We start from the raw sequence: 19053 nt of genomic DNA, 5'->3' as shown, positions 1-19053 counted from the left end.
ATTTGTGATTATTGGAATCTGATCTTTTCCAATAAATCTTCTTCAAATTGTTTATTCTTGAACATATCAATTTCGAATTTATATGGGGCCTTTTTGTCTTTTTTGTCTTCCCCTACATAAGGTGTTTCCAGGATTTTAGGAACAGAGCTTAATTGCGGATGGTGGACAATATCATTCAAAGCCTTAAAACCAATATGACCGAAACCAATGTTTTCATGGCGGTCCTTACGCGTGCCGCGTTCGTTTTTGCTATCGTTTATGTGAAGTACCTTGATGCGGTCAACACCGACCACTTTATCAAATTCATTCAGCACTCCATCGAAATCCTCGATGATATTATATCCGGCATCGTGAGTATGGCAAGTATCGAAGCAAACCGATAATTTTTCATTATGGGTCACACCATCAATGATCATCGCCAGCTCTTCGAAAGACCTGCCACATTCGGAACCCTTACCCGCCATCGTTTCAAGGGCAATCTGAACTTTATCGTCGGCAGTCAGCACTTCATTCAAACCTTCGATGATTCTCTTGATTCCCAGTTCACTTCCAGCACCAACATGCGCACCTGGATGAAGTACGATCTGCCTTGCGCCAATCGCTTCGGTCCGATCGATTTCGCTGCGTAAGAAGTTGACTCCAAGTTCGTATGTGGCTGGATTCGTGGTATTTCCTATATTAATGATATACGGAGCATGGACGACGATATCACTGATTCCATTTTCCTCCATATGCAATCTTCCGGCTTCGATATTTAAATCCTCGATTTTTTTACGTCTTGTGTTTTGAGGGGCCCCTGTATAGATCATGAATGTGTTGGAGCCATACGAAGCCGCTTCCTGACTCGCAGCAAGAAGCATACCTTTCCCGCTCATTGAAACATGCGATCCAATCTTCAGCATCTGATTTCTCCCCTATTTCTTTCTCTGTATACGACGTTCGCGTTTTTTAAAGTTTTCCACATCTCGTTGAATTTTCTTCTTGTATCCTGGCTTGACTTTAGCTGGCTTCTTAATGTGCCTGCTCGCTTTAACATCGATATCAGATTTTTGTTTTTTACGGTTTTTCCGTTTATTACGCTCGTCGATATCAACCCAATCACCGTTTTGGATATCGGCATCACGGAACTCGATGCCCATTTTTTCAAGGCGGTTCAATGCATCTTCATCGGAAGTATCGTAAATGGTAGTGGCAATGCCTGAATATCCTGCACGTGCCGTCCTTCCCGTCCTATGGATATAAAAATCCAAATCTGAAGGCAATTCATAGTTAATGATATGACTTACACCTTCAATATCGATTCCACGGGAAGCCAGATCAGTCGCAACGATGAATTGATACTCCAAATCATTGATTTGCTTCATCATTTTTTTACGCTCACGAGGCGTTAAATCCCCATGAATACGGCCGACATTCAACCCTTTTTCGATCAAGGAATTAGCCACATGGTCCGCCATTTTCTTTGTGTTCGTGAAAATAATCGCCAAATATGGATTATAACGAACGATGATGTCATGAAGTAACTGCTCTTTGTTCCGGTGGCGAAGCGGTACGAGAACATGTTCGATTTTCGAAGCGGTCGCCTGCTTGGGATTCACCTGTACATACTTTGGATTCTCCATATATTTATTCAAAAACGGCTTCAATTTTTCTGGGATGGTTGCCGAAAAGACAAGCATTTGAATTTTTTCAGCCATACGTGATGCAAATAAATCGACATCTTCTATGAATCCCATGTCTAGCATAAGATCCGCTTCATCGACCACAAGCATTTTTGCTGTATACACCTGTAATGCCTGGGCTTCAACCAAGTCCTTGATCCGGCCCGGCGTACCAATTACCAATTGCGGCTGTGTCTTCAATTTATCGATCATTCGCTGTTTATCAGTACCACCGATGAAACAACGGACTTGAATCTGCTCATCCTCAGGGAAATGGTCAGCAATTTTCAAAGCTTCTTTGTAGATTTGGTTCGCTAACTCACGGGTTGGTGCGGAAATAATCGCTTGAACCTCATTTTTACCAGCATCAAGCCTGTTCATGATCGGCAGCAAATAGGAATGTGTCTTTCCTGTACCTGTCTGCGACTGTCCAATTAAGCTACTTCCCTTTAAAAGCGACGGAAGCACGCGCTCTTGAATTTCCGTCGGCTTATCGAACCCTAAAGTACGAACCGCATCTAGAATGTAGCTTTTCAAATTAAATCGTTCAAATTGATTTTGTTTCATCAAAAAACCCCTTTATCCTGTCAGTCATAAGACATGTCCTGTTATTATAATAAATTTTACACAAAAAGCGCAAGCGCCTGGGTTGCTCGTGAAGAAAATAGGGATTGTCCCATAATAGGAATGTCATCCACCTTTTCCGATATCCCCATTCACTCTAATCACAAAAGCGCAAGCGCTGAGGTTAGTTCTCTTAAAATGGACTCTTGCAAACGAAAAGCCCCTGTCCTGGTCATAGCGTATCCCCCGCAGACATGGAGCTAAAAGACTACCGTTACCATCTTACCTTCTTTCCGGTTACTTCACAACTGCCCAGTCACTCTTTCCTCAAACCTTTTTTGTCGAGTTGCATAATTTATATAGAAGATAACACCAGCATATAATATCTGAGGAGGTGAAACCTATGTTCCCAAGTAGAAATCGTCAACCCGGACCCGGTTTTCCGCCACCCAATGGCCGAAGGAGGCAGCAGCCCCCTGCTCCATTCAGGCAGTCACCGCAAATTCCCCATCCTTATCAGCAGATGCAGCGGCCGATGATTCCAAACAGACCGCAGATGCCACAGGGACCTCAAGGTTTCCGCGGCCCTTTCAACCAACAGCTGAGGCAGGAAATGCCGCCAGCAAAGAAAGAAGGGTTATTGTCAAAAATACTCGGTAAGTCGAAACAAAAAGCAGCTTCTCCGAATTTGTTTGCGCCAGCGGGTTCCACTAACCAAAGTTCTTCAAGAAGCAGCGGAGGCGGTATCTTAGAAACATTAAAAAACCCCGATTCCCTTAATAATATGCTTTCCAACACGCAAAAGGTGTTGCAAGCGGCGGAACAATTCACGCCTATGGTGGAACAATACGGACCAGTGATTAAAAACCTGCCTTCCATGTGGAAAGTTTTCCGAAGCATATCATCAGCCGATGAGACCAAAGACGAGGGAGCTTCCGTTGAAAGTGGGCCCGCGGTTGGGGCACAAGAAAACAGTGAGGTAAAAACGGATTCGACGAAAAAAGAAAAAGCTATAGAAGCTAACCTCACCGCCCCAGTTTGTCCCGAAACCAAAAGGAAAAGATCCTCAGGTCCCAAGCTTTATATTTAAGAGCTACAAAAAATTTACCAATAACTGATTTTATGTAAATATGATGTTTTGTAATATCATCTATGGTCTTATATAATAGAAAGGTATAAAAAGTGAGAGTTTCTTGCCTTGAAGGAGGACACATAGATGAAAGTGATTAAAATTTCCCCGCGCGGCTATTGTTATGGCGTTGTCGATGCCATGGTCATCGCCCGAAATGCGGCTTTAGATAAAACCTTGCCACGTCCCATTTATATTTTAGGAATGATCGTGCATAACAAACATGTGACGGATGCGTTTGAAGAAGAAGGCATCATCACGTTGGACGGCAGCAACCGCAACGATATCATCGAACAGGTGGACAGCGGAACCGTCATCTTTACTGCTCACGGCGTTTCACCTGAGATCAGGAAGATCGCTGAGAAAAAAGGGCTTGTGACGCTTGATGCAACATGTCCCGATGTTACAGCAACACATGACTTAATTCGGGAAAAACAAGCGGAAGGCTATCAAATCATTTATATTGGCAAAAAAGGCCATCCGGAACCTGAGGGTGCTGTCGGAGTTGCTCCCGATGTCGTTCACCTGGTTCAAAAGGATGAAGATGTGGAAGCCTTGACTTTGAATAGTGATAAGATCATCGTCACCAATCAAACAACGATGAGCCAATGGGATGTTTTGGATATCATGGATAAGGTCAAGGAAAAGTTTCCACATGCCGAAGTCCATAAGGAAATTTGTTTAGCGACACAGGTTCGTCAAGAAGCCGTTGCCGAGCAAGCTGGCGAAGCTGATGTATTAATCGTTGTCGGAGACCCTAAGAGTAATAATTCAAACCGACTTGCACAAGTATCCCAAGAGATTGCCGGTACGAGAGCTTATCGAATCGCTGACATTTCCGAGCTGAACCTTGAATGGCTAAAAGATGCAGAAACGGTTGCCGTCACTTCGGGGGCTTCTACACCAACGCCGATCACGAAGGAAGTTATCGCATTTCTAGAACAATATGAAGCAAATGATGAATCGACTTGGAATACCGAAAAGAAAACGCCGTTGCATAAAATTTTACCAAAAATTAAAGTGAAGAAATGATTGCACAAAGACAAAGGCAGCCACTAGGGCTGCCTTTGTCGTGTTTATCAAATGAAGCGGAATGGGTCTGTATTCAGCCTGGATGGAATGAATTCCACATCGTAGTTCTTTTCGCGGCACGTTCTTTCAAGGAGTCGTGCCACCCCTTTTTTCATCACCTTTTCAACATTGTGGCCGGGATCGACGATATTCAATCCAATCATCATCGCGTCATGGGCTGTATGGTAATACATATCACCTGTAACGTAAACATCGGCACCCTTGAATTTTGCTGTCGTAAAGTATTTATTGCCGTCTCCGCCCAAAACGGCCACTTTTTTTATCGGACTTTGCAGATCTCCAACGACACGCACCTTTTCAACATCGAGTGTCCGCTTCACATGTTCGGAAAATTGTTCAAGTGTCATTTCTTCGGCAAGTACACCAATCTTTCCTAAGCCAAGTGACTCCCCTTTATTCTCCAGTTTATATATATCGTGAGCAACCTCTTCATATGGATGGGCTTTAATCATCGCAGCTAGCACTTTCTTCTCGATATTTTCCGGGAATATCGTTTCAATCCGCATTTCAGCTACTTCTTCAAGCTTTCCTTTAGAGCCGATAACCGGTTCACTGCCTTCACCTGGCAAGAAGCGTCCTGTACCTTCCCCAGAAAACGAACAATTGCTGTAGTTCCCGATCGCTCCGGCCCCTGCCTTGCCCAGGGCTTCCCTCACCTTTTGTTCGTCGGTCTTTGGAACATATACGACCAATTTCTTAAGAGCTGTCTCATAGGTTGGAATCAATACCTCTGTGTCCTGCAATTGAAGCGCTTCGGCAAGTAAATCATTCACTCCGCCCTTAGCAACATCCAAATTGGTGTGTGCAGCATAAACAGCGATATCATGTTTGATCAGCTTTTCAATGATGCGGCCTCCAGCTGTGTTTGTATCGATCCTTTTCATTGGTCTGTAAATTAGCGGATGGTGGGCGATGATCAATTCCACGCCATGTTCGATCGCTTCGTCTACAACCTCTTCCAGCACATCAAGGGCAATCAGCACTTTAGTAACCGGCTTATTTAGCTGTCCGACATGCAGCCCGATTGGATCTCCCTCCATTGCATAATGCTTTGGGGAGAATTGTTCAAACATCTCAATGATTTTGTGACCATTCACTGTCTTCAACCTTTAAGCACCTCCTCGATTACTGAAATTTGGGATTTCAATTCATTGCGCTTCGTTTCCAGTCCGCTTCTTCCGCTTTCATCCAATTGTTCGATGATTCTCTCCAGATGTTTTTTTTCAAGCTGCCATTTTTTTATGAAAATATCACTGAATTGCTCTATTAAGAATGGACCGAAAGTGAGGCCCGTTTGCTTGTTTATACCATATGGGCGGAGCGGGTCTCCTTTTTTGGCAATTAAGATCTCGTAGATTTTCCCATCTTCCTCAAGGATCTCCTCTCCACAAAGTTCCCAGCCGTTTTCGATTAGCCAGCTGCGAACATTCGCTGCACCGACATTAGGCTGAAGGATTAGCCTTTCTGCCTTGCCGAGTTTCGCTTTTCCGCTTTCCAATATACTTGATATTAAAGTCCCTCCCATGCCTGCAATCGTAATGCATGTCGCTTCATCGGGATTCAATACTTCAAGCCCATCTCCTTTACGGACCTCTATCTTGTCTCCAAGACCCGTCATTGCCACTTGCTTGCGTGCTGACTGATAGGGTCCTTCTACAACCTCACCTGCTATGGCGCTGTCACACAAGCCGTTAGTCACCGCATAGCACGGCAAGTAAGCATGGTCTGATCCTATGTCTGCCAGGATGCTTCCTTTTGGTATATGTATGGCAACACGTTCTAATCTCATCGATAGTTTTTCATGATTCATATTTATCAACTCTCTTAATTCAAATAATGTCTTGCTATAATTACTTTCCCATTCGATTATACCAAGTTCAATCGAAAAATTACAGAAAGGAGAAATAGGGTTCTTTCTATCATGGGCAAAAGAAAAACGGCCATCTGGATTCTTCCTTTTCTGAATAAATGAAAAACTGACTCAAAAAGTTCGCTTTCCAACGATTTCTTGAGTCAGTTTCATGAATTATTTCAGTCCATGAATATATTCGGCCATGGCGTCAATGTTCTGTTCTTCGACTAAACCTGGCGGCATTGCACCTCGTCCATTAGTGATCACGTCTTTAACCTCGTCCACCGACAGGCGATCGCCAACTCCTTTTAGCGCAGGCCCGACACCGCCTTGATAGGCGTCACCATGACAAGAGATACAGTTTTGCTTATAAATGTCCTCAGGTGATGCTGAGGCACTTTCTGTTTCTTCTGTCTTTTCGCCGCCCTCTTTTTCCTTAGCAAGATCTTTGGCATCACCCAAACCTTTAAACGAAAGTAAAAACATAAGTCCAATACCAAAAACCATGATAATAATAAAAGGCATTACTGGATTGCGATTCATAGTATTTCCTCCCCTATGTAGAACCTAAACTTACCATATTTAATATTATATACAAACAACTATATATTATTTTACTTGAAAAGAGTTTCAAGTAAAAGCCCAAAAATAGAAGATATTATATAATTTCTTAAAATTGTCAAAAACTTATGTATATTTCCAAACAATTTTACTTTTTCTTACATATGTTTCATAATACCCAAAAATCATTATTTAAAACCGCTGGTATGTCCTTGAATTATATTAATAAAAAGTAAAGAGTGACCAGTGCCCCAAGGCTTCCCGCTATGGAAAAATGGAGCAGCTTCAGCTTATTGCCCAATAAAATCCAGAGCCCGCAATTAATGAATAAGAAAATATAAAGGATACCCGCTTTGCCGGGTGCCATGAATTCCGCCAAACTGACAGTTAATAAAAGCAATGATAGTACCATCCCCATCAACGCCATCTGAAAAATGACATTCCTGCCTTTTAAGCGGCGGACTGCCAGCCCAAAGACAAGTATTGAAATTGTTGTCATAAGCATTTGCATTCTTATGGTTATTTCAGTAAAATAATTCAAAAATACAATAAATGCAAAACAGGTTCCAATCAACATTCCGAAAAAGATGTCGTTTTTTTTGCTCGCGGTCTCATCATTCGATTTTGATGGCGGAAGTTCACCTTGACCGTATAATGCAAGCAGGTAATTACAATATTGCTCCGGAAGCATACGACTTTCTTTCCAGGAGTATATTTCTTGAATGATGATTTTCTTTCTCATTTCATCCATGAATCTCACATCCTCATGATGATCTTCTTTTTAACGTCTGTAAATTTGTTTCTGTTATTTGGAAAAATGGATAACTATTGTTCTTATTAGGATATTTTTACATCGAAATTTTAAAAAAGAGCCGCTCCCGAACGCTGGGCATTCAAAGAGGGCTCTGTTAAGGGCATATATTCTATTCAAGGAAATCTTTCAAGCGTTTGCTGCGGCTTGGATGTCTCAGTTTACGCAGCGCCTTCGCTTCGATTTGACGGATACGCTCGCGGGTGACCCCAAACACTTTACCTACCTCTTCAAGTGTACGGGTGCGGCCATCATCAAGTCCAAAGCGGAGTCTCAAGACGTTCTCTTCACGGTCAGTAAGAGTATCCAATACGTCTTCAAGCTGTTCTTTCAATAGTTCATATGCTGCATGCTCCGATGGGGAAGTCGCATCCTGATCTTCAATGAAATCACCTAAATGTGAATCGTCTTCTTCACCTATTGGCGTTTCCAATGAAACAGGCTCCTGAGCTATTTTCAAGATTTCACGAACTTTTTCGGGAGTCAGGTCCATATCTTCCGCAATTTCTTCCGGTGAAGGTTCACGTCCTAAATCCTGAAGAAGCTGTCTTTGGACACGAATCAATTTATTGATGGTTTCCACCATATGAACCGGTATCCGGATCGTTCTTGCTTGGTCGGCAATGGCACGGGTTATCGCTTGGCGAATCCACCATGTTGCATACGTACTGAATTTGAATCCCTTGCGGTAATCAAATTTTTCCACAGCTTTGATAAGTCCCATATTACCTTCCTGAATCAAATCAAGGAAAAGCATTCCGCGTCCGACATAGCGCTTGGCGATACTGACAACAAGACGTAGGTTAGCTTCTGCCAAACGGCGTTTCGCTTCTTCATCTCCATCTTCAATTCTCGTCGCCAAAGAGATTTCCTCTTCTGCCGATAAAAGGTCGACCCGACCAATTTCCTTTAAATACATGCGTACTGGGTCATTAATTTTTACGCCAGGAGGAACACTTAAATCATTTAAGTCAAACTCTTCTTCTTTTGCAAGTTTCTTCTCATCTGGATCATCTTCATCTTCGTCTTCCTCACCATCAGTGAGTATTTCGACGCCGTTTTCTGCTAACACCTCATAGAACTCATCCATTTGATCGGAATCCAACTCAAAACCGCCAATCATTTCAGCGATTTTTTCTAAAGTCAAAGAGCCTCGTTTTTTACCTAGCTCCAGTAATTTTTCTTTCACCTGTTCAAGGCTAAATTCATTATCAACTTGTTTGGAACGTGCTGGTTTTTCAGCCATTAGTTCCCCTCCTTCCAGGACTTACACCTAAACGACTACAACATTTTACGCAATTTAATGATTTCCATGGCAATTTGTGCAGCAGTGACATAATCACTTCGTCTAACTGCATCTTTTTCTTCAACTTGTTTTTCTTTTATCTTTAACAACTTTTCATATTTCAACACTTGATTTATACAATCGGTCAGTTCTTTATCGGTAACTTCCTCATTCACTGACATCATTTCTATTTCCGAAACGATCCTTCTCAAGTTTGGATCCGGTAAATAAGTAAGGAAAAAGCTTGTATCCGGTTCGTGTCCATCTTCATAGAACGCATATAAATAGGTGATGATTGCCTGATGTTCATCTACATGAAAGACCGTTTGCCCAAGCAACTGCTGAATTTTGAAAGTCATATCCCTGCTTTTCAGCATATGGGCAATCAACTTCATTTCAGCATTATGGTGAGCAGGCTTTAACTTATGCTCATATTGCAGGGCCATTTTCTTTTGGGCTGCTGGCTGCGGCAATGTCCCCTTCTTGCGTTCCGTAAAGAACACCTGACGCTGCTGCTGTTCCAGCGCATCCAATGAAAGGGAAAATTCAGAGGATAGCTGCCGGAGATAATGATCCCTCTCCACTGCATTGGGCAATCGCGAAATTTCTTTAAGGACTTCTTCGATATATTGAATTCGATCTCCTTCATTATTTACATTTTTCCCTCGACGCAAATAATGCATTTTGAATGCCATGTAGGTTAAACTGGCCCCTATTACTTCAGAAACAAAGCTTTTTTCACCGAATTCCTTTATGTAGTCATCGGGGTCCAGGTTATCAGGCATGAGAGCGACTTTCACGGAAAACTCATGGTCCTGTAGCATATTAACTGCACGATTGGCAGCGTTCAATCCCGCTGAGTCCGAATCGTAGCAAATAAGTATCTGGTCAGTATTTCTTTTTAAAAGCTGGATATGCTGGTCCGTCAGGGCAGTGCCCATTGTAGCGACCGCATTCTCCACACCTGCGCCAACTGCTGAAATGCAATCGGCAAAGCCTTCAAAAATGACTGCTTGTTCTTTCTTACGTATGTGTGGTCTTGCATGATGGAAATTATATAAAGTTTTACTTTTATTAAAGATTGGCGTTTCAGGACTATTCAAATATTTGGGCTCATCGTCCCCCATCGCTCTTCCTGAAAACGCAATCGTATTTCCTTGATGATCCATAATTGGAAACATGACTCTATTTCTGAAACGGTCAAAATATGACTCGTCTTTTTCCCTGAAAATAATAAGCCCTGCCTGCTCCATGTATTCCGCTGGAAACCCGCGTTTTAAAAGAAACTTGGACACGAAGTCCCATGAATCCAAAGAGTAGCCAATTTGGAACTTTTCTATCGTCTCTTCAGTAAACCCTCGTTTAAGTAAATATTCGAGAGCATCCTGCCCCTCTTTCGTATTAACGAGGAGATGATGATAAAACTTCCTCAGCAGGTCATGGGCTTCAACCATTTGCTGAGCGCCTGCCGGCATGTTGGAACGCTTGGAATCCTTATTGATTTCAACTTCCAAAGGAACATTTCCTTTTTCAGCTAAAACTTTTGCAGATTCCACAAAGCTGTAGCCTTCTATATCCATTAAGAAGGTAAAAATATTTCCGCCTGCCCCGCAACCGAAACAGTGAAAGATTTGTTTTTCCGTTGAAACGGAAAACGAGGGCGAGTTTTCACCATGAAAAGGACATAGGCCAAAGTAATTGCGCCCCTGCTTCTTCAGCTGGACATACTCCCCAATTAAATCAACAATGTCAACAGCTTCACGAATTTGATTAATTTTCTCATCTTCTATACGGCCATTTATCATTTTTCCACCTTGCAATATTGGTGATAGTTTCTTATTCGATACTGTTTCCTAATTCCCTGCAAAGTTCGACAATGTTTTCATAAGTTTATTTGTAAAACATATACGATCTTCCTTTGTGAATGCTTTTGGCCCTTTCGTATGCTTACCCTGCCTGCGGAGTTTAGCCGACTGATAACGCATATCCAAGAGCATGAAAATATTCTCTTCCGTGTATTCTTTTCCCCTTGGCGAAAGGACATAAACGTTTTTAGGAAGCAGTGTCCCAGCCAAACCAATATCTGCAGTAACGACAATATCACCCTTTTTTACTGAGTTTACTATATAAAGATCTGCCGCTTCTTTGTCTGCATCGACATATACCCATTTACCTTCAGGGTTATTCATCATATTTTTATATGATGCAACAAAACAAACTTCAATTTCGTGCAAACTTGCACAATGAAGGATTTCGTCTTTCACCGGGCATGCATCGGCATCGACGTGTATCGTAGGTTTATTATTCATACCTTCTAATTCTACATCTTTCTGCATAATCCTTTTTCTCCCCTAAACTTTATGAAGATATGGTGAATTTCCAGCATTGATTCAGAGCGTTCCCTCTAAAGGAGCAAACATTATTCTTCAAAGAATACCTGTTTATTCAAGTGAAAGCACCTCATTTGCCTTGAAAAAGACCAGCCCCTCCTGAATTATACGGAACATGTCGAATTATTTTTATGATAAAAACCTTGACATCTCATTAACCTTTAGTTTATTCCTTATTAATTAAGTCTAAACCTTAAGATTACTTTTTTCTCACAATTTTTTATTATAGTCTATTTGATTAGAAGATGCCAACATTTAAATTCCGAATGTGTTTTCATGCAAATCAATGGATTTGCACGAGGAAACTAAGAGGAATTTTATGTAATTATTTTGAATTTATTCTTATTAATCCCTTATTTGACCTTGGCATTAAAATGTGAGCTGACACATAAAGTGTCTAGCTCACATTTTGATTTGCCTTAATTTAGGGATCAACGGTTTTTATTTTGAAGGATATTGATGATCAAATTGGCTGTTTCTTCAACAGCTTTATTGGTTACATCAATGATAGGACAATTCAACCTTGATATGATTGTATCAAAGTATGTCAATTCTTCTTTTATGCGCTCCACATTTGCGTAAATGGCATGATCATTGAGCCCAAGAGACTTTAATCGTTCTTTACGAATATGGTTCAGCTTTTCCGGGCTGATCTTTAAACCAATGCATTTTTCAGGAGGTACCAGGAACAGCTCTTCTGGCGGTTCCACTTCAGGCACTAAAGGTACGTTCGCCACTTTATAGCGTTTGTGGGCTAAATATTGTGATAATGGCGTTTTGGAAGTGCGTGAAACACCCACAAGGACGATATCTGCGCGTAAAATGCCGCGAGGGTCACGTCCATCATCATATTTTACAGCGAATTCAATGGCTTCCACACGCTTGAAATAGTCATCATCCAGCTTTCTTACCAGACCAGGTTCATTAAGCGGCCCTTTTGGCGCCCTTTCCTGAAGGATGTCCATGAGCGGCCCTAAAATGTCATAAGCAGCCAGGTTTTCTTTCTCGACCTGTGCTTTCATATACGCTCTAATAGCTGGCTTCACCAGAGTATAAGCAATGATAGCCCCGTCCAACTTAGCCAGTGATATCACTTCATCCACGTTTTGTTCATCTTCAATATACGGAATTCTCTTTATTGAAAAAGCAGATCCCGAGAACTGGCTTGCAGCGGCTTTTGTGACCAATTCCGCTGTTTCCCCTACTGAATCCGATACAACATATATAATAGAACCGTTCATATTCTCCGTCATTCCTTTTGCAAGCCCCCTAATAGCCTTCATCAGCCAAAGCTACGAATGCTTTCGTAATATTGGTTTTTGTAATCCTTCCAATTACTTCATAGCCCTTTTCTGTGTCTTTGACGACCGGTAATGAGTCGATTTGTTTATCAATCAGTTTTTTGGCAACATCAATCAAAAGGTCTTCTTTTGAACACATTGTAATATTGGGCATCCTAGTCATGATGATATTGACTGGAATGGAGTTAAGCTCTTGTTTCCCAATACTCGCACGCAATAAGTCTTTCCTTGATAAGACACCAACAAGCAATGCATGCTTATCGACGACGAACATTGTTCCGACATCTTCTAAAAACATCATGACGATTGCATCGTATACGGAAATGCCCTCGTCAACGACGACAGGTATCGATTGGTAGTCCCGTACATAAAGATGGTTAAGGCTATCTGTCAAAAGCTGTGTCCCTGACCTGCCTGTATAGAAATACCCCACTCTGGGCCGGGCATCAAGAAAACCTGCCATCGTTAAAATCGCTAAATCCGGGCGAAGTGTCGCCCTGGTAAGATTCAATCTATCCGCAATATGTTCTCCAGTAATCGGTCCGTTTTCTTTTACAATTTGTAAAATTTGTTCCTGACGCTTATTCAATTGGATTATAATCACCACCCCACTGCTTTCGCAGAGTAAAGTAACAAAAGTTATTCATTTAATAATTATATACTAAATAATTTAATTAGGGCATTTTTGTCCTATTTATTGACCATTTATCTTTTTAAGAAATCGGAAACCCATATTCAAAGGGTTTCCGATACCATACACCCTTTCGATCATGTAAGGATGATTTTATTCATGGCAGCAAAACCTGCAACCAAATCACTGATTTCCTTCATTAGGGATAAACGGTTGTTGCGGATTGCTTCATCCTCTGCCATGACCATTGTATTCTCGAAATATGACTCTATTTCCGATTGAAGCGAAACAAGCTCTTCAAACCGCTCATTCTCATCTTTAGATTCCATATAACGTGTTGCCACTTTTTGATATTTTACATATAACGCATTTTCTTGATCATTTTCAAAGGCAGCAGGGTCGACTGTCACCTGATTGTCACATTTTACGGCAATGTTCATGACCCGGCTCAAAGCTTCCAGGCTTTCCTTAAAGCCTGCTTCTTCTTTCTTCGCATCCAATACATGTGCACGTTCCACGATTGAGTGGATATAACCGATCTCATTGAACAAAACTGCGTCAATCAAATCGTAACGGATTTGCTGTTCTTGAAGCATGTGTTTGACACGAGCTTTAAAGAATGTGAACATGTCCGTTTTAACTTCTTCAAGATCACGTTTTAAGATACCTTTTGATTCCGGTCCTTTAAGACCTAAAACAATAAGCTCCTCTAATGAAATATTCCATTTCTTCTCAGCTAGAATTTGGACGACACCGCTCGCCTGCCTTCTTAATGCGTAAGGATCCTGGGAACCTGTCGGAATGACGCCAATAGCGAAAAACGAAGACAAAGTATCAATTTTTTCAGCCAAACTCACAACCGCGCCAATGACTGAAGGCGGTACATCATCATCCGCATGCCTTGGCATATAATGTTCATTGATAGCTGCGGCCACTTCTTTGGCTTCCCCTTTTAAGAGAGCATATTTTTCACCCATATACCCTTGCAATTCAGGGAATTCATAAACCATATTACTTACCAAATCGAACTTGGCAATTGCCGCTGTACGAAGCGCCATTTCTTTTTCCGCCTTTAAATTCAAAGCATCCGCAAGAGCACCGGTCACTTCAGTTACCCGGGCAGTTTTCTCGGCCAATGTACCGATTTCTTCATGATAAACGATGCTGTCAAGCTTTTTCAAAGCATCCGAAATCTCTTTTTTCTGATCTTCTTTATAGAAAAATGCTGCATCCGATAAGCGGGCACGCAATACTTTTTCATTACCTTTAGAAACCTTATCCAAATGGCGGTCATCGCCGTTGCGCACGGTTACAAAGTAAGCAAGCAGGTTCCCTTCCTGATCTTTAACTGGGAAATAACGTTGGTGTTCCTTCATTGATGTGATTAGTACCTCAGCAGGAAGCTCAAGGAATTCTTCTTCAAAATGTCCAAATAACACCGTTGGATACTCTACCAAATTATTTACCTCTTCAAGCAGATCTTCATCGACAGGGATGATCCAGCCTTTCTCCTGCTCAAGCTCTTTAATCTGATCCAATATAACTTGCCGGCGTTTATCTGGATCCGCCATTACAAATTGTTCTTTCAGCGTATCTTCGTACCGTTGCGGCTGCTCGATGATGGCGCTATTGCCTAAGAAACGATGTCCTTTTGTTTCACGGCCCGTTTCCACATCAGCAATGCTGAATGGCACTATTTCATTGCCAAATAAGGCAATCAGCCATTTAATCGGACGGACGAAGCGGAGCTCCTGATTGGCCCAGCGCATATTTTTCGGGAACGTCATGCCGCTGATGATTTCAGCAAGCTCAGATAAAAGCTGAACGGTCTGCTGTCCTTTTATGAATTTATTCACATGGACATATTCCACACCCTTGAGTTCTTTAAAATAAATGTCCTCTGAAGTCATGCCTTGACCCCTGACGAATCCCAATGCTGCTTTAGACCAGTTGCCTTCGCTGTCCAACGCGATTTTTTTGGCCGGACCTTTTGCCTCTTCTTCGATATCCTTTTGGGATTCTTCCACGTCCTTCACCAATACGGCCAAACGTCTTGGTGTGGAAAAAGCTTCAACCGTCCCGAATTCTATCGCTTTTTCCGTTAGCCATTGCTGCACTTTATCTGACAACTGTTTCATTGATGCTGTCACAAAACGGGCAGGCAGCTCTTCCAATCCAATCTCCAATAACAAATCACGCTTGCTCATTTGTATTCTCCCCTTTCACTTTCAGGATCGGGAAGCCTAATTTTTCCCGCTCTTCATAGAAGGTTTTGGCAACCTTACGCGCTAAGTTACGGCACCGGGCAATATAACCCGTTCTTTCCGTCACCGAGATGGCACCTTTGGCATCCAAAAGGTTAAATGTATGGGAACATTTCAAAACATAATCATATGCAGGATGTACAAGTCCTTCTTCCATTTGTCGATGCGCTTCCTTTTCATACATCGTGAAAAGCTGAAAAAGCATGTCAAGGTCGGAGGTTTCGAACGTATATTTCGAATGTTCGTATTCTGGCTGACCAAATATATCGCGAACAGTGAATCCATCTGTCCATTCTAGGTCAAATACGTTTTCCTTATCTTGAATGTAAGAGGCGAGACGTTCGATCCCGTATGTAATTTCCACGGAGACCGGTTTACACTCAAGGCCGCCCACTTGTTGGAAATATGTAAATTGCGTGATTTCCATTCCATCAAGCCACACTTCCCAACCGAGTCCGGCACACCCTAGGGATGGATTTTCCCAATTGTCCTCCACAAAGCGAATATCATGCTCGAGCGGATTTATCCCTAAAGCACGTAATGAATCTAAATACAACTCTTGGATATTGTCAGGCGACGGCTTCATGATCACTTGGAACTGATGATGCTGATACAGTCGATTAGGGTTCTCACCATAACGACCGTCAGCAGGACGGCGGGAAGGCTCTACGTAAGCCACGCTCCAAGGCTCCGGTCCAATGGCTCTCAGGAACGTGTATGGGCTCATCGTTCCTGCCCCTTTCTCGACATCATAAGCATTCATCAATATGCAGCCTTGTTCAGACCAATGCTTTTGTAACGTTAAAATCATATTTTGAATATTCATCGTACACCTCCAGGTTATTTAAACGGCTTTTTAAGATTAAAGGTCGGAAACCCATTACATTTTGGCAAACAAAAAACTCCCGTCCCTATGCGAAATGCATAGGGACGAGAGTATACCCGCGGTTCCACCCTAATTGCCGTTTACAAAACGGCCTCTTTTCAAAGCAACATGCTCCGGAAACGCCCTTCCCTGTAAATCCATATCCCGGCTTCCACCGTCCCGGGTTCGCTTTTTATGGAGAATGACAGATACTCTTTTCCATCAACGCAATCTTCTTATTTTGATGATTAGAATTTTATACAAACTAGCATGGAATGTCAATAGGTCAGAACCTAAAACATATCTTTCATCGTATCAATCTGTTTCAGGAACTTTTTTGATTTCAAAAGCAGACCGGAATATTCCTCATAATATGCATCGATGATCTTCCGCAGTTCTTTTTTCGTTTCAGGCTTGACGGAAATGTTTCCGAGCCTTGATAAATCTAAATAATAAAAAATCCGAAGCAATTTGACGGCTGCAGGTGAAATTTTAAAATGATAAGGGTCTTTCCCCAGACAGCGGTGACAGATAAAGCCCGCTTCCCGAAGCGAGAAGGAGAATTCCCCTTCCGTTTCACCACATACTGCACACTGATTCAGCACTGGGTTAATCCCATTGACGGGCAGCATCTTCATTTCAAAAATGAATGTCAAAACCTCCGCGTCATATTCCTCGTTTATGTAATGCAAAGTTTGCGAAAGCAATTCATACAAATATGGATTCGGTTTCTTATCCTCGACGCTTTTATCAAGCAATTCAACAATATATGAAGCATAAGCGGTGGCAAAAAGATCCTCCCTTATGAAACGGAGTGAATCGACCATTTCGCCTTGCTGAAGACTGCCGAGTCCGGTTGATGTGGTTACAAGAAAATACCCGGAGCAAAAAAGCTGTGTGACGGCTGAAAGCCTGCTGTTAGGTTTACTGGCCCCTCTCGCCATGACGCCAATTTTCCCTAGCTCACGGGTATATATAGTAATGATTTTGTTATTTTCTCCATATGCAGTTCGCCTTATGACAATGCCCTCACATTTTTGGAGCATACCAAGACACCACCCATGCTCGCCAAGGCTAACCTATGAAACAGGAAAATCAATTTCTGCTAGCTCATCATTCAATCCCAAGTGTCTTTCCTGTCTCTCGACTTCTATCTCCTTAAACAGCAAATAGGTGTCCACATTACCTGTTTCAGTGAATAATTCCCAGGTAAAATCCAACATATAAAGCCCACCTTTCATTTTTAACTAGCAATATGAATATCCGACCATATGATTAGCTTGACCGTTTTCCTAACTTTCATGATGCGTAAATTTTGTTAATTAATACTCGCTTTCATTGAAGCCGTAATCGCGAAGCTGGCTTGCTTTGTTACGCCAATCCTTCTGTACCTTCACCCACAGTTCCAAGAAAACTTTAGAACCCAATAGGTTTTCGATATCCACCCTGGCACGGCTGCCGACTTCTTTAAGCATTTTCCCTTGCTTTCCGATGACAATGCCTTTTTGTGAATCCCGTTCGACAACGATAGTCGCCATGACATTGATGGTGTCGCTATTGTCCATTTTTTTAATTGAATCGATGACAACAGCCACTGAATGTGGAATTTCTTCCCGTGTCAGGTGCAGTACCTTCTCGCGGACCAATTCGGAAATGATAAAACGTTCCGGATGGTCGGTCACTTGGTCAGCTGGATAGAACTGGGGACCTTCAGGCAGATGCTCTTTGATTTGTTCAAGCAGAGTATCCACATTATTTCCTTCAAGCGCAGAAATCGGAACGACTGCCGCAAAAGGGTAAAGCTGTTGGTATTTTTCAATGATCGGAAGTAAATCATCTGGATGCATCGCATCGATTTTGTTTACGACCAGGAAAACAGGCGTTTTTACGGATTGAAGTTTTTCGATGATGAACTCGTCCCCGCGTCCGTATCCTTCAGTCGCATTGATCATGAAGAGAATCAAATCGACTTCCTTCAATGTATTCGTTGCCACTTTCATCATGAAGTCGCCAAGCTTATGCTTTGGTTTATGAATGCCGGGTGTATCGATGAAAATCATTTGTGAATCGTTTTGCGTAAGTACACCCTGGACCTTATTTCTTGTAGTTTGCGGTTTATCACTCATAATGGCGATCTTTTGACCGATGACCCGATTCAGAAATGTACTTTTTCCTACATTAGGTCGTCCAATTATTGAAATGAAACCTGATTTGTAACCTTTTACTTGTGTATCGTCAAATAGTTTATCCATTTAAATCCTCCGGTGAAAAAGCTCCTGGAAGCAATTCCTGTACTGTTAGTTCTTTTATATCCCCATGTAAGTTGGTCAAAACGACCGGCATATCCTTTTCGCACAGTTCTGAAATAACCTGCCTGCATGCCCCGCATGGAGCGACGGGACCATCGGTATCCGCCACGACTGCAAGTTTGGTGAATTTTTTATCGTCATGGGCATAAGCGCTGAATAAAGCTGTCCTTTCGGCGCAATTACACATGCTGTATGCAGCATTTTCTATATTACAACCATGATAGACCTTTCCATCAGCGGTTAAAAGGGCTGCCCCCACCTTAAACTTGGAGTAAGGCACATATGCTTTATCCCTTGCTTTTTTAGCTTCCTCAATCAATTCTTTTGTATTCAATTCA

19 protein-coding genes and 1 other annotated feature are annotated in these 19053 nt (G+C 42.1%); of the genes, 2 read left to right on the top strand and 17 right to left on the bottom strand.

Annotated features, from left to right (window positions below; all coding sequences use genetic code 11):
• Positions 1-8 precede the first annotated feature (8 nt).
• Both AC1DIV_RS05940 and AC1DIV_RS05935 read right to left on the bottom strand, forming a co-directional pair.
• Positions 9-902, bottom strand: coding sequence for a deoxyribonuclease IV (locus AC1DIV_RS05940; RefSeq protein ID WP_034308459.1), 894 nt, complete (start codon positions 900-902; stop codon positions 9-11).
• A gap of 12 nt (positions 903-914) precedes the next feature.
• Positions 915-2228: a DEAD/DEAH box helicase gene (locus AC1DIV_RS05935; RefSeq protein ID WP_063594177.1), complete on the bottom strand. Its 1314-nt coding sequence runs from the start codon at positions 2226-2228 to the stop codon at positions 915-917.
• A 400-nt stretch (positions 2229-2628) separates the two neighbouring features.
• Here AC1DIV_RS05935 and vrrA point away from each other — a divergent pair, with 400 nt between their 5' ends.
• Both vrrA and AC1DIV_RS05925 read left to right on the top strand, forming a co-directional pair.
• Positions 2629-3315 carry a VrrA/YqfQ family protein gene (gene vrrA, locus AC1DIV_RS05930; protein ID WP_477575962.1) on the top strand — a complete coding sequence of 229 codons (687 nt, stop codon included), beginning with the start codon at positions 2629-2631 and terminating at the stop codon, positions 3313-3315.
• A 126-nt stretch (positions 3316-3441) separates the two neighbouring features.
• Positions 3442-4386, top strand: coding sequence for a 4-hydroxy-3-methylbut-2-enyl diphosphate reductase (locus AC1DIV_RS05925; RefSeq protein WP_048685698.1), 945 nt, complete (start codon positions 3442-3444; stop codon positions 4384-4386).
• Between the two features lie 47 nt (positions 4387-4433).
• Here the strand turns inward: AC1DIV_RS05925 and AC1DIV_RS05920 are convergent, their stop codons facing one another.
• The 15 genes from AC1DIV_RS05920 to AC1DIV_RS05850 all read right to left on the bottom strand — a co-directional run bounded on the left by AC1DIV_RS05920 (position 4434) and on the right by AC1DIV_RS05850 (position 19049).
• On the bottom strand, positions 4434-5552 hold the full coding sequence (locus AC1DIV_RS05920) for a Nif3-like dinuclear metal center hexameric protein (protein ID WP_202186373.1): 1119 nt from the start codon (positions 5550-5552) through the stop codon (positions 4434-4436).
• Positions 5549-6256 carry a tRNA (adenine(22)-N(1))-methyltransferase gene (locus tag AC1DIV_RS05915; protein WP_063594180.1) on the bottom strand — a complete coding sequence of 236 codons (708 nt, stop codon included), beginning with the start codon at positions 6254-6256 and terminating at the stop codon, positions 5549-5551. Before AC1DIV_RS05915 ends, AC1DIV_RS05920 begins: the two co-directional genes overlap by 4 nt.
• Before the next feature lie 216 nt (positions 6257-6472).
• Positions 6473-6841: a cytochrome c550 gene (cccA, locus tag AC1DIV_RS05910; protein WP_034308472.1), complete on the bottom strand. Its 369-nt coding sequence runs from the start codon at positions 6839-6841 to the stop codon at positions 6473-6475.
• 235 nt (positions 6842-7076) lie between these two features.
• Positions 7077-7610 (bottom strand): hypothetical protein, encoded by a 534-nt coding sequence (locus tag AC1DIV_RS05905; RefSeq protein WP_477575960.1) that lies wholly within the window; start codon positions 7608-7610, stop codon positions 7077-7079.
• A 172-nt stretch (positions 7611-7782) separates the two neighbouring features.
• Positions 7783-8916, bottom strand: coding sequence for an RNA polymerase sigma factor RpoD (gene rpoD / locus AC1DIV_RS05900; protein ID WP_034308477.1), 1134 nt, complete (start codon positions 8914-8916; stop codon positions 7783-7785).
• Positions 8917-8951: 35 nt separating this feature from the next.
• Positions 8952-10757 (bottom strand): DNA primase, encoded by a 1806-nt coding sequence (gene dnaG, locus AC1DIV_RS05895; RefSeq protein WP_251539833.1) that lies wholly within the window; start codon positions 10755-10757, stop codon positions 8952-8954.
• Positions 10758-10808: 51 nt separating this feature from the next.
• Positions 10809-11264 (bottom strand): YaiI/YqxD family protein, encoded by a 456-nt coding sequence (locus tag AC1DIV_RS05890; protein ID WP_048685719.1) that lies wholly within the window; start codon positions 11262-11264, stop codon positions 10809-10811.
• 512 nt (positions 11265-11776) lie between these two features.
• Positions 11777-12586, bottom strand: a complete 810-nt coding sequence (locus AC1DIV_RS05885; RefSeq protein ID WP_048685721.1) for a pyruvate, water dikinase regulatory protein — start codon at positions 12584-12586, stop codon at positions 11777-11779.
• A gap of 28 nt (positions 12587-12614) precedes the next feature.
• Positions 12615-13253 carry a transcriptional regulator CcpN gene (gene ccpN / locus AC1DIV_RS05880; RefSeq protein ID WP_034308483.1) on the bottom strand — a complete coding sequence of 213 codons (639 nt, stop codon included), beginning with the start codon at positions 13251-13253 and terminating at the stop codon, positions 12615-12617.
• Positions 13254-13414: 161 nt separating this feature from the next.
• Positions 13415-15484, bottom strand: coding sequence for a glycine--tRNA ligase subunit beta (gene glyS, locus AC1DIV_RS05875; RefSeq protein ID WP_477575958.1), 2070 nt, complete (start codon positions 15482-15484; stop codon positions 13415-13417).
• On the bottom strand, positions 15471-16367 hold the full coding sequence (gene glyQ / locus AC1DIV_RS05870; RefSeq protein WP_034308488.1) for a glycine--tRNA ligase subunit alpha: 897 nt from the start codon (positions 16365-16367) through the stop codon (positions 15471-15473). Before glyQ ends, glyS begins: the two co-directional genes overlap by 14 nt.
• Positions 16368-16464: 97 nt before the next feature.
• Positions 16465-16641, bottom strand: a binding site (T-box leader).
• A gap of 58 nt (positions 16642-16699) precedes the next feature.
• Complete coding sequence (gene recO, locus AC1DIV_RS05865; protein ID WP_034308490.1) at positions 16700-17452, bottom strand: DNA repair protein RecO; 753 nt, start codon at positions 17450-17452, stop codon at positions 16700-16702.
• Positions 17453-17485: 33 nt separating this feature from the next.
• On the bottom strand, positions 17486-17629 hold the full coding sequence (locus AC1DIV_RS05860; RefSeq protein WP_065310843.1) for a YqzL family protein: 144 nt from the start codon (positions 17627-17629) through the stop codon (positions 17486-17488).
• Between the two features lie 99 nt (positions 17630-17728).
• Positions 17729-18658, bottom strand: a complete 930-nt coding sequence (gene era / locus AC1DIV_RS05855; RefSeq protein ID WP_034308493.1) for a GTPase Era — start codon at positions 18656-18658, stop codon at positions 17729-17731.
• Positions 18651-19049: a cytidine deaminase gene (locus tag AC1DIV_RS05850; protein ID WP_048685709.1), complete on the bottom strand. Its 399-nt coding sequence runs from the start codon at positions 19047-19049 to the stop codon at positions 18651-18653. The genes era and AC1DIV_RS05850 overlap by 8 nt, the downstream gene beginning before the upstream one ends.
• Positions 19050-19053 lie beyond the last annotated feature (4 nt).

The organism is Peribacillus sp. 05N428, assembly GCF_056397085.1.
Note: the sequence above shows the minus strand (reverse complement) of the source record. Positions and strands in the feature narration are given on the sequence as shown.

Excerpts from the sequence above, each read along its gene's own strand:
- AC1DIV_RS05940 (WP_034308459.1), bottom strand. The coding sequence starts at position 902 with ATGCTGAAGATTGGATCGCATGTTTCAATGAGCGGGAAAGGTATGCTT.
- AC1DIV_RS05935 (WP_063594177.1), bottom strand. The coding sequence starts at position 2,228 with ATGAAACAAAATCAATTTGAACGATTTAATTTGAAAAGCTACATTCTA.
- vrrA (WP_477575962.1), top strand. The coding sequence starts at position 2,629 with ATGTTCCCAAGTAGAAATCGTCAACCCGGACCCGGTTTTCCGCCACCC.
- AC1DIV_RS05925 (WP_048685698.1), top strand. The coding sequence starts at position 3,442 with ATGAAAGTGATTAAAATTTCCCCGCGCGGCTATTGTTATGGCGTTGTC.
- AC1DIV_RS05915 (WP_063594180.1), bottom strand. The coding sequence starts at position 6,256 with ATGAATCATGAAAAACTATCGATGAGATTAGAACGTGTTGCCATACAT.
- cccA (WP_034308472.1), bottom strand. The coding sequence starts at position 6,841 with ATGAATCGCAATCCAGTAATGCCTTTTATTATTATCATGGTTTTTGGT.
- AC1DIV_RS05905 (WP_477575960.1), bottom strand. The coding sequence starts at position 7,610 with ATGGATGAAATGAGAAAGAAAATCATCATTCAAGAAATATACTCCTGG.
- rpoD (WP_034308477.1), bottom strand. The coding sequence starts at position 8,916 with ATGGCTGAAAAACCAGCACGTTCCAAACAAGTTGATAATGAATTTAGC.
- AC1DIV_RS05890 (WP_048685719.1), bottom strand. The coding sequence starts at position 11,264 with ATGAATAATAAACCTACGATACACGTCGATGCCGATGCATGCCCGGTG.
- AC1DIV_RS05885 (WP_048685721.1), bottom strand. The coding sequence starts at position 12,586 with ATGAACGGTTCTATTATATATGTTGTATCGGATTCAGTAGGGGAAACA.
- glyS (WP_477575958.1), bottom strand. The coding sequence starts at position 15,484 with ATGAGCAAGCGTGATTTGTTATTGGAGATTGGATTGGAAGAGCTGCCT.
- glyQ (WP_034308488.1), bottom strand. The coding sequence starts at position 16,367 with ATGAATATTCAAAATATGATTTTAACGTTACAAAAGCATTGGTCTGAA.
- recO (WP_034308490.1), bottom strand. The coding sequence starts at position 17,452 with ATGCTCCAAAAATGTGAGGGCATTGTCATAAGGCGAACTGCATATGGA.
- AC1DIV_RS05860 (WP_065310843.1), bottom strand. The coding sequence starts at position 17,629 with ATGTTGGATTTTACCTGGGAATTATTCACTGAAACAGGTAATGTGGAC.
- era (WP_034308493.1), bottom strand. The coding sequence starts at position 18,658 with ATGGATAAACTATTTGACGATACACAAGTAAAAGGTTACAAATCAGGT.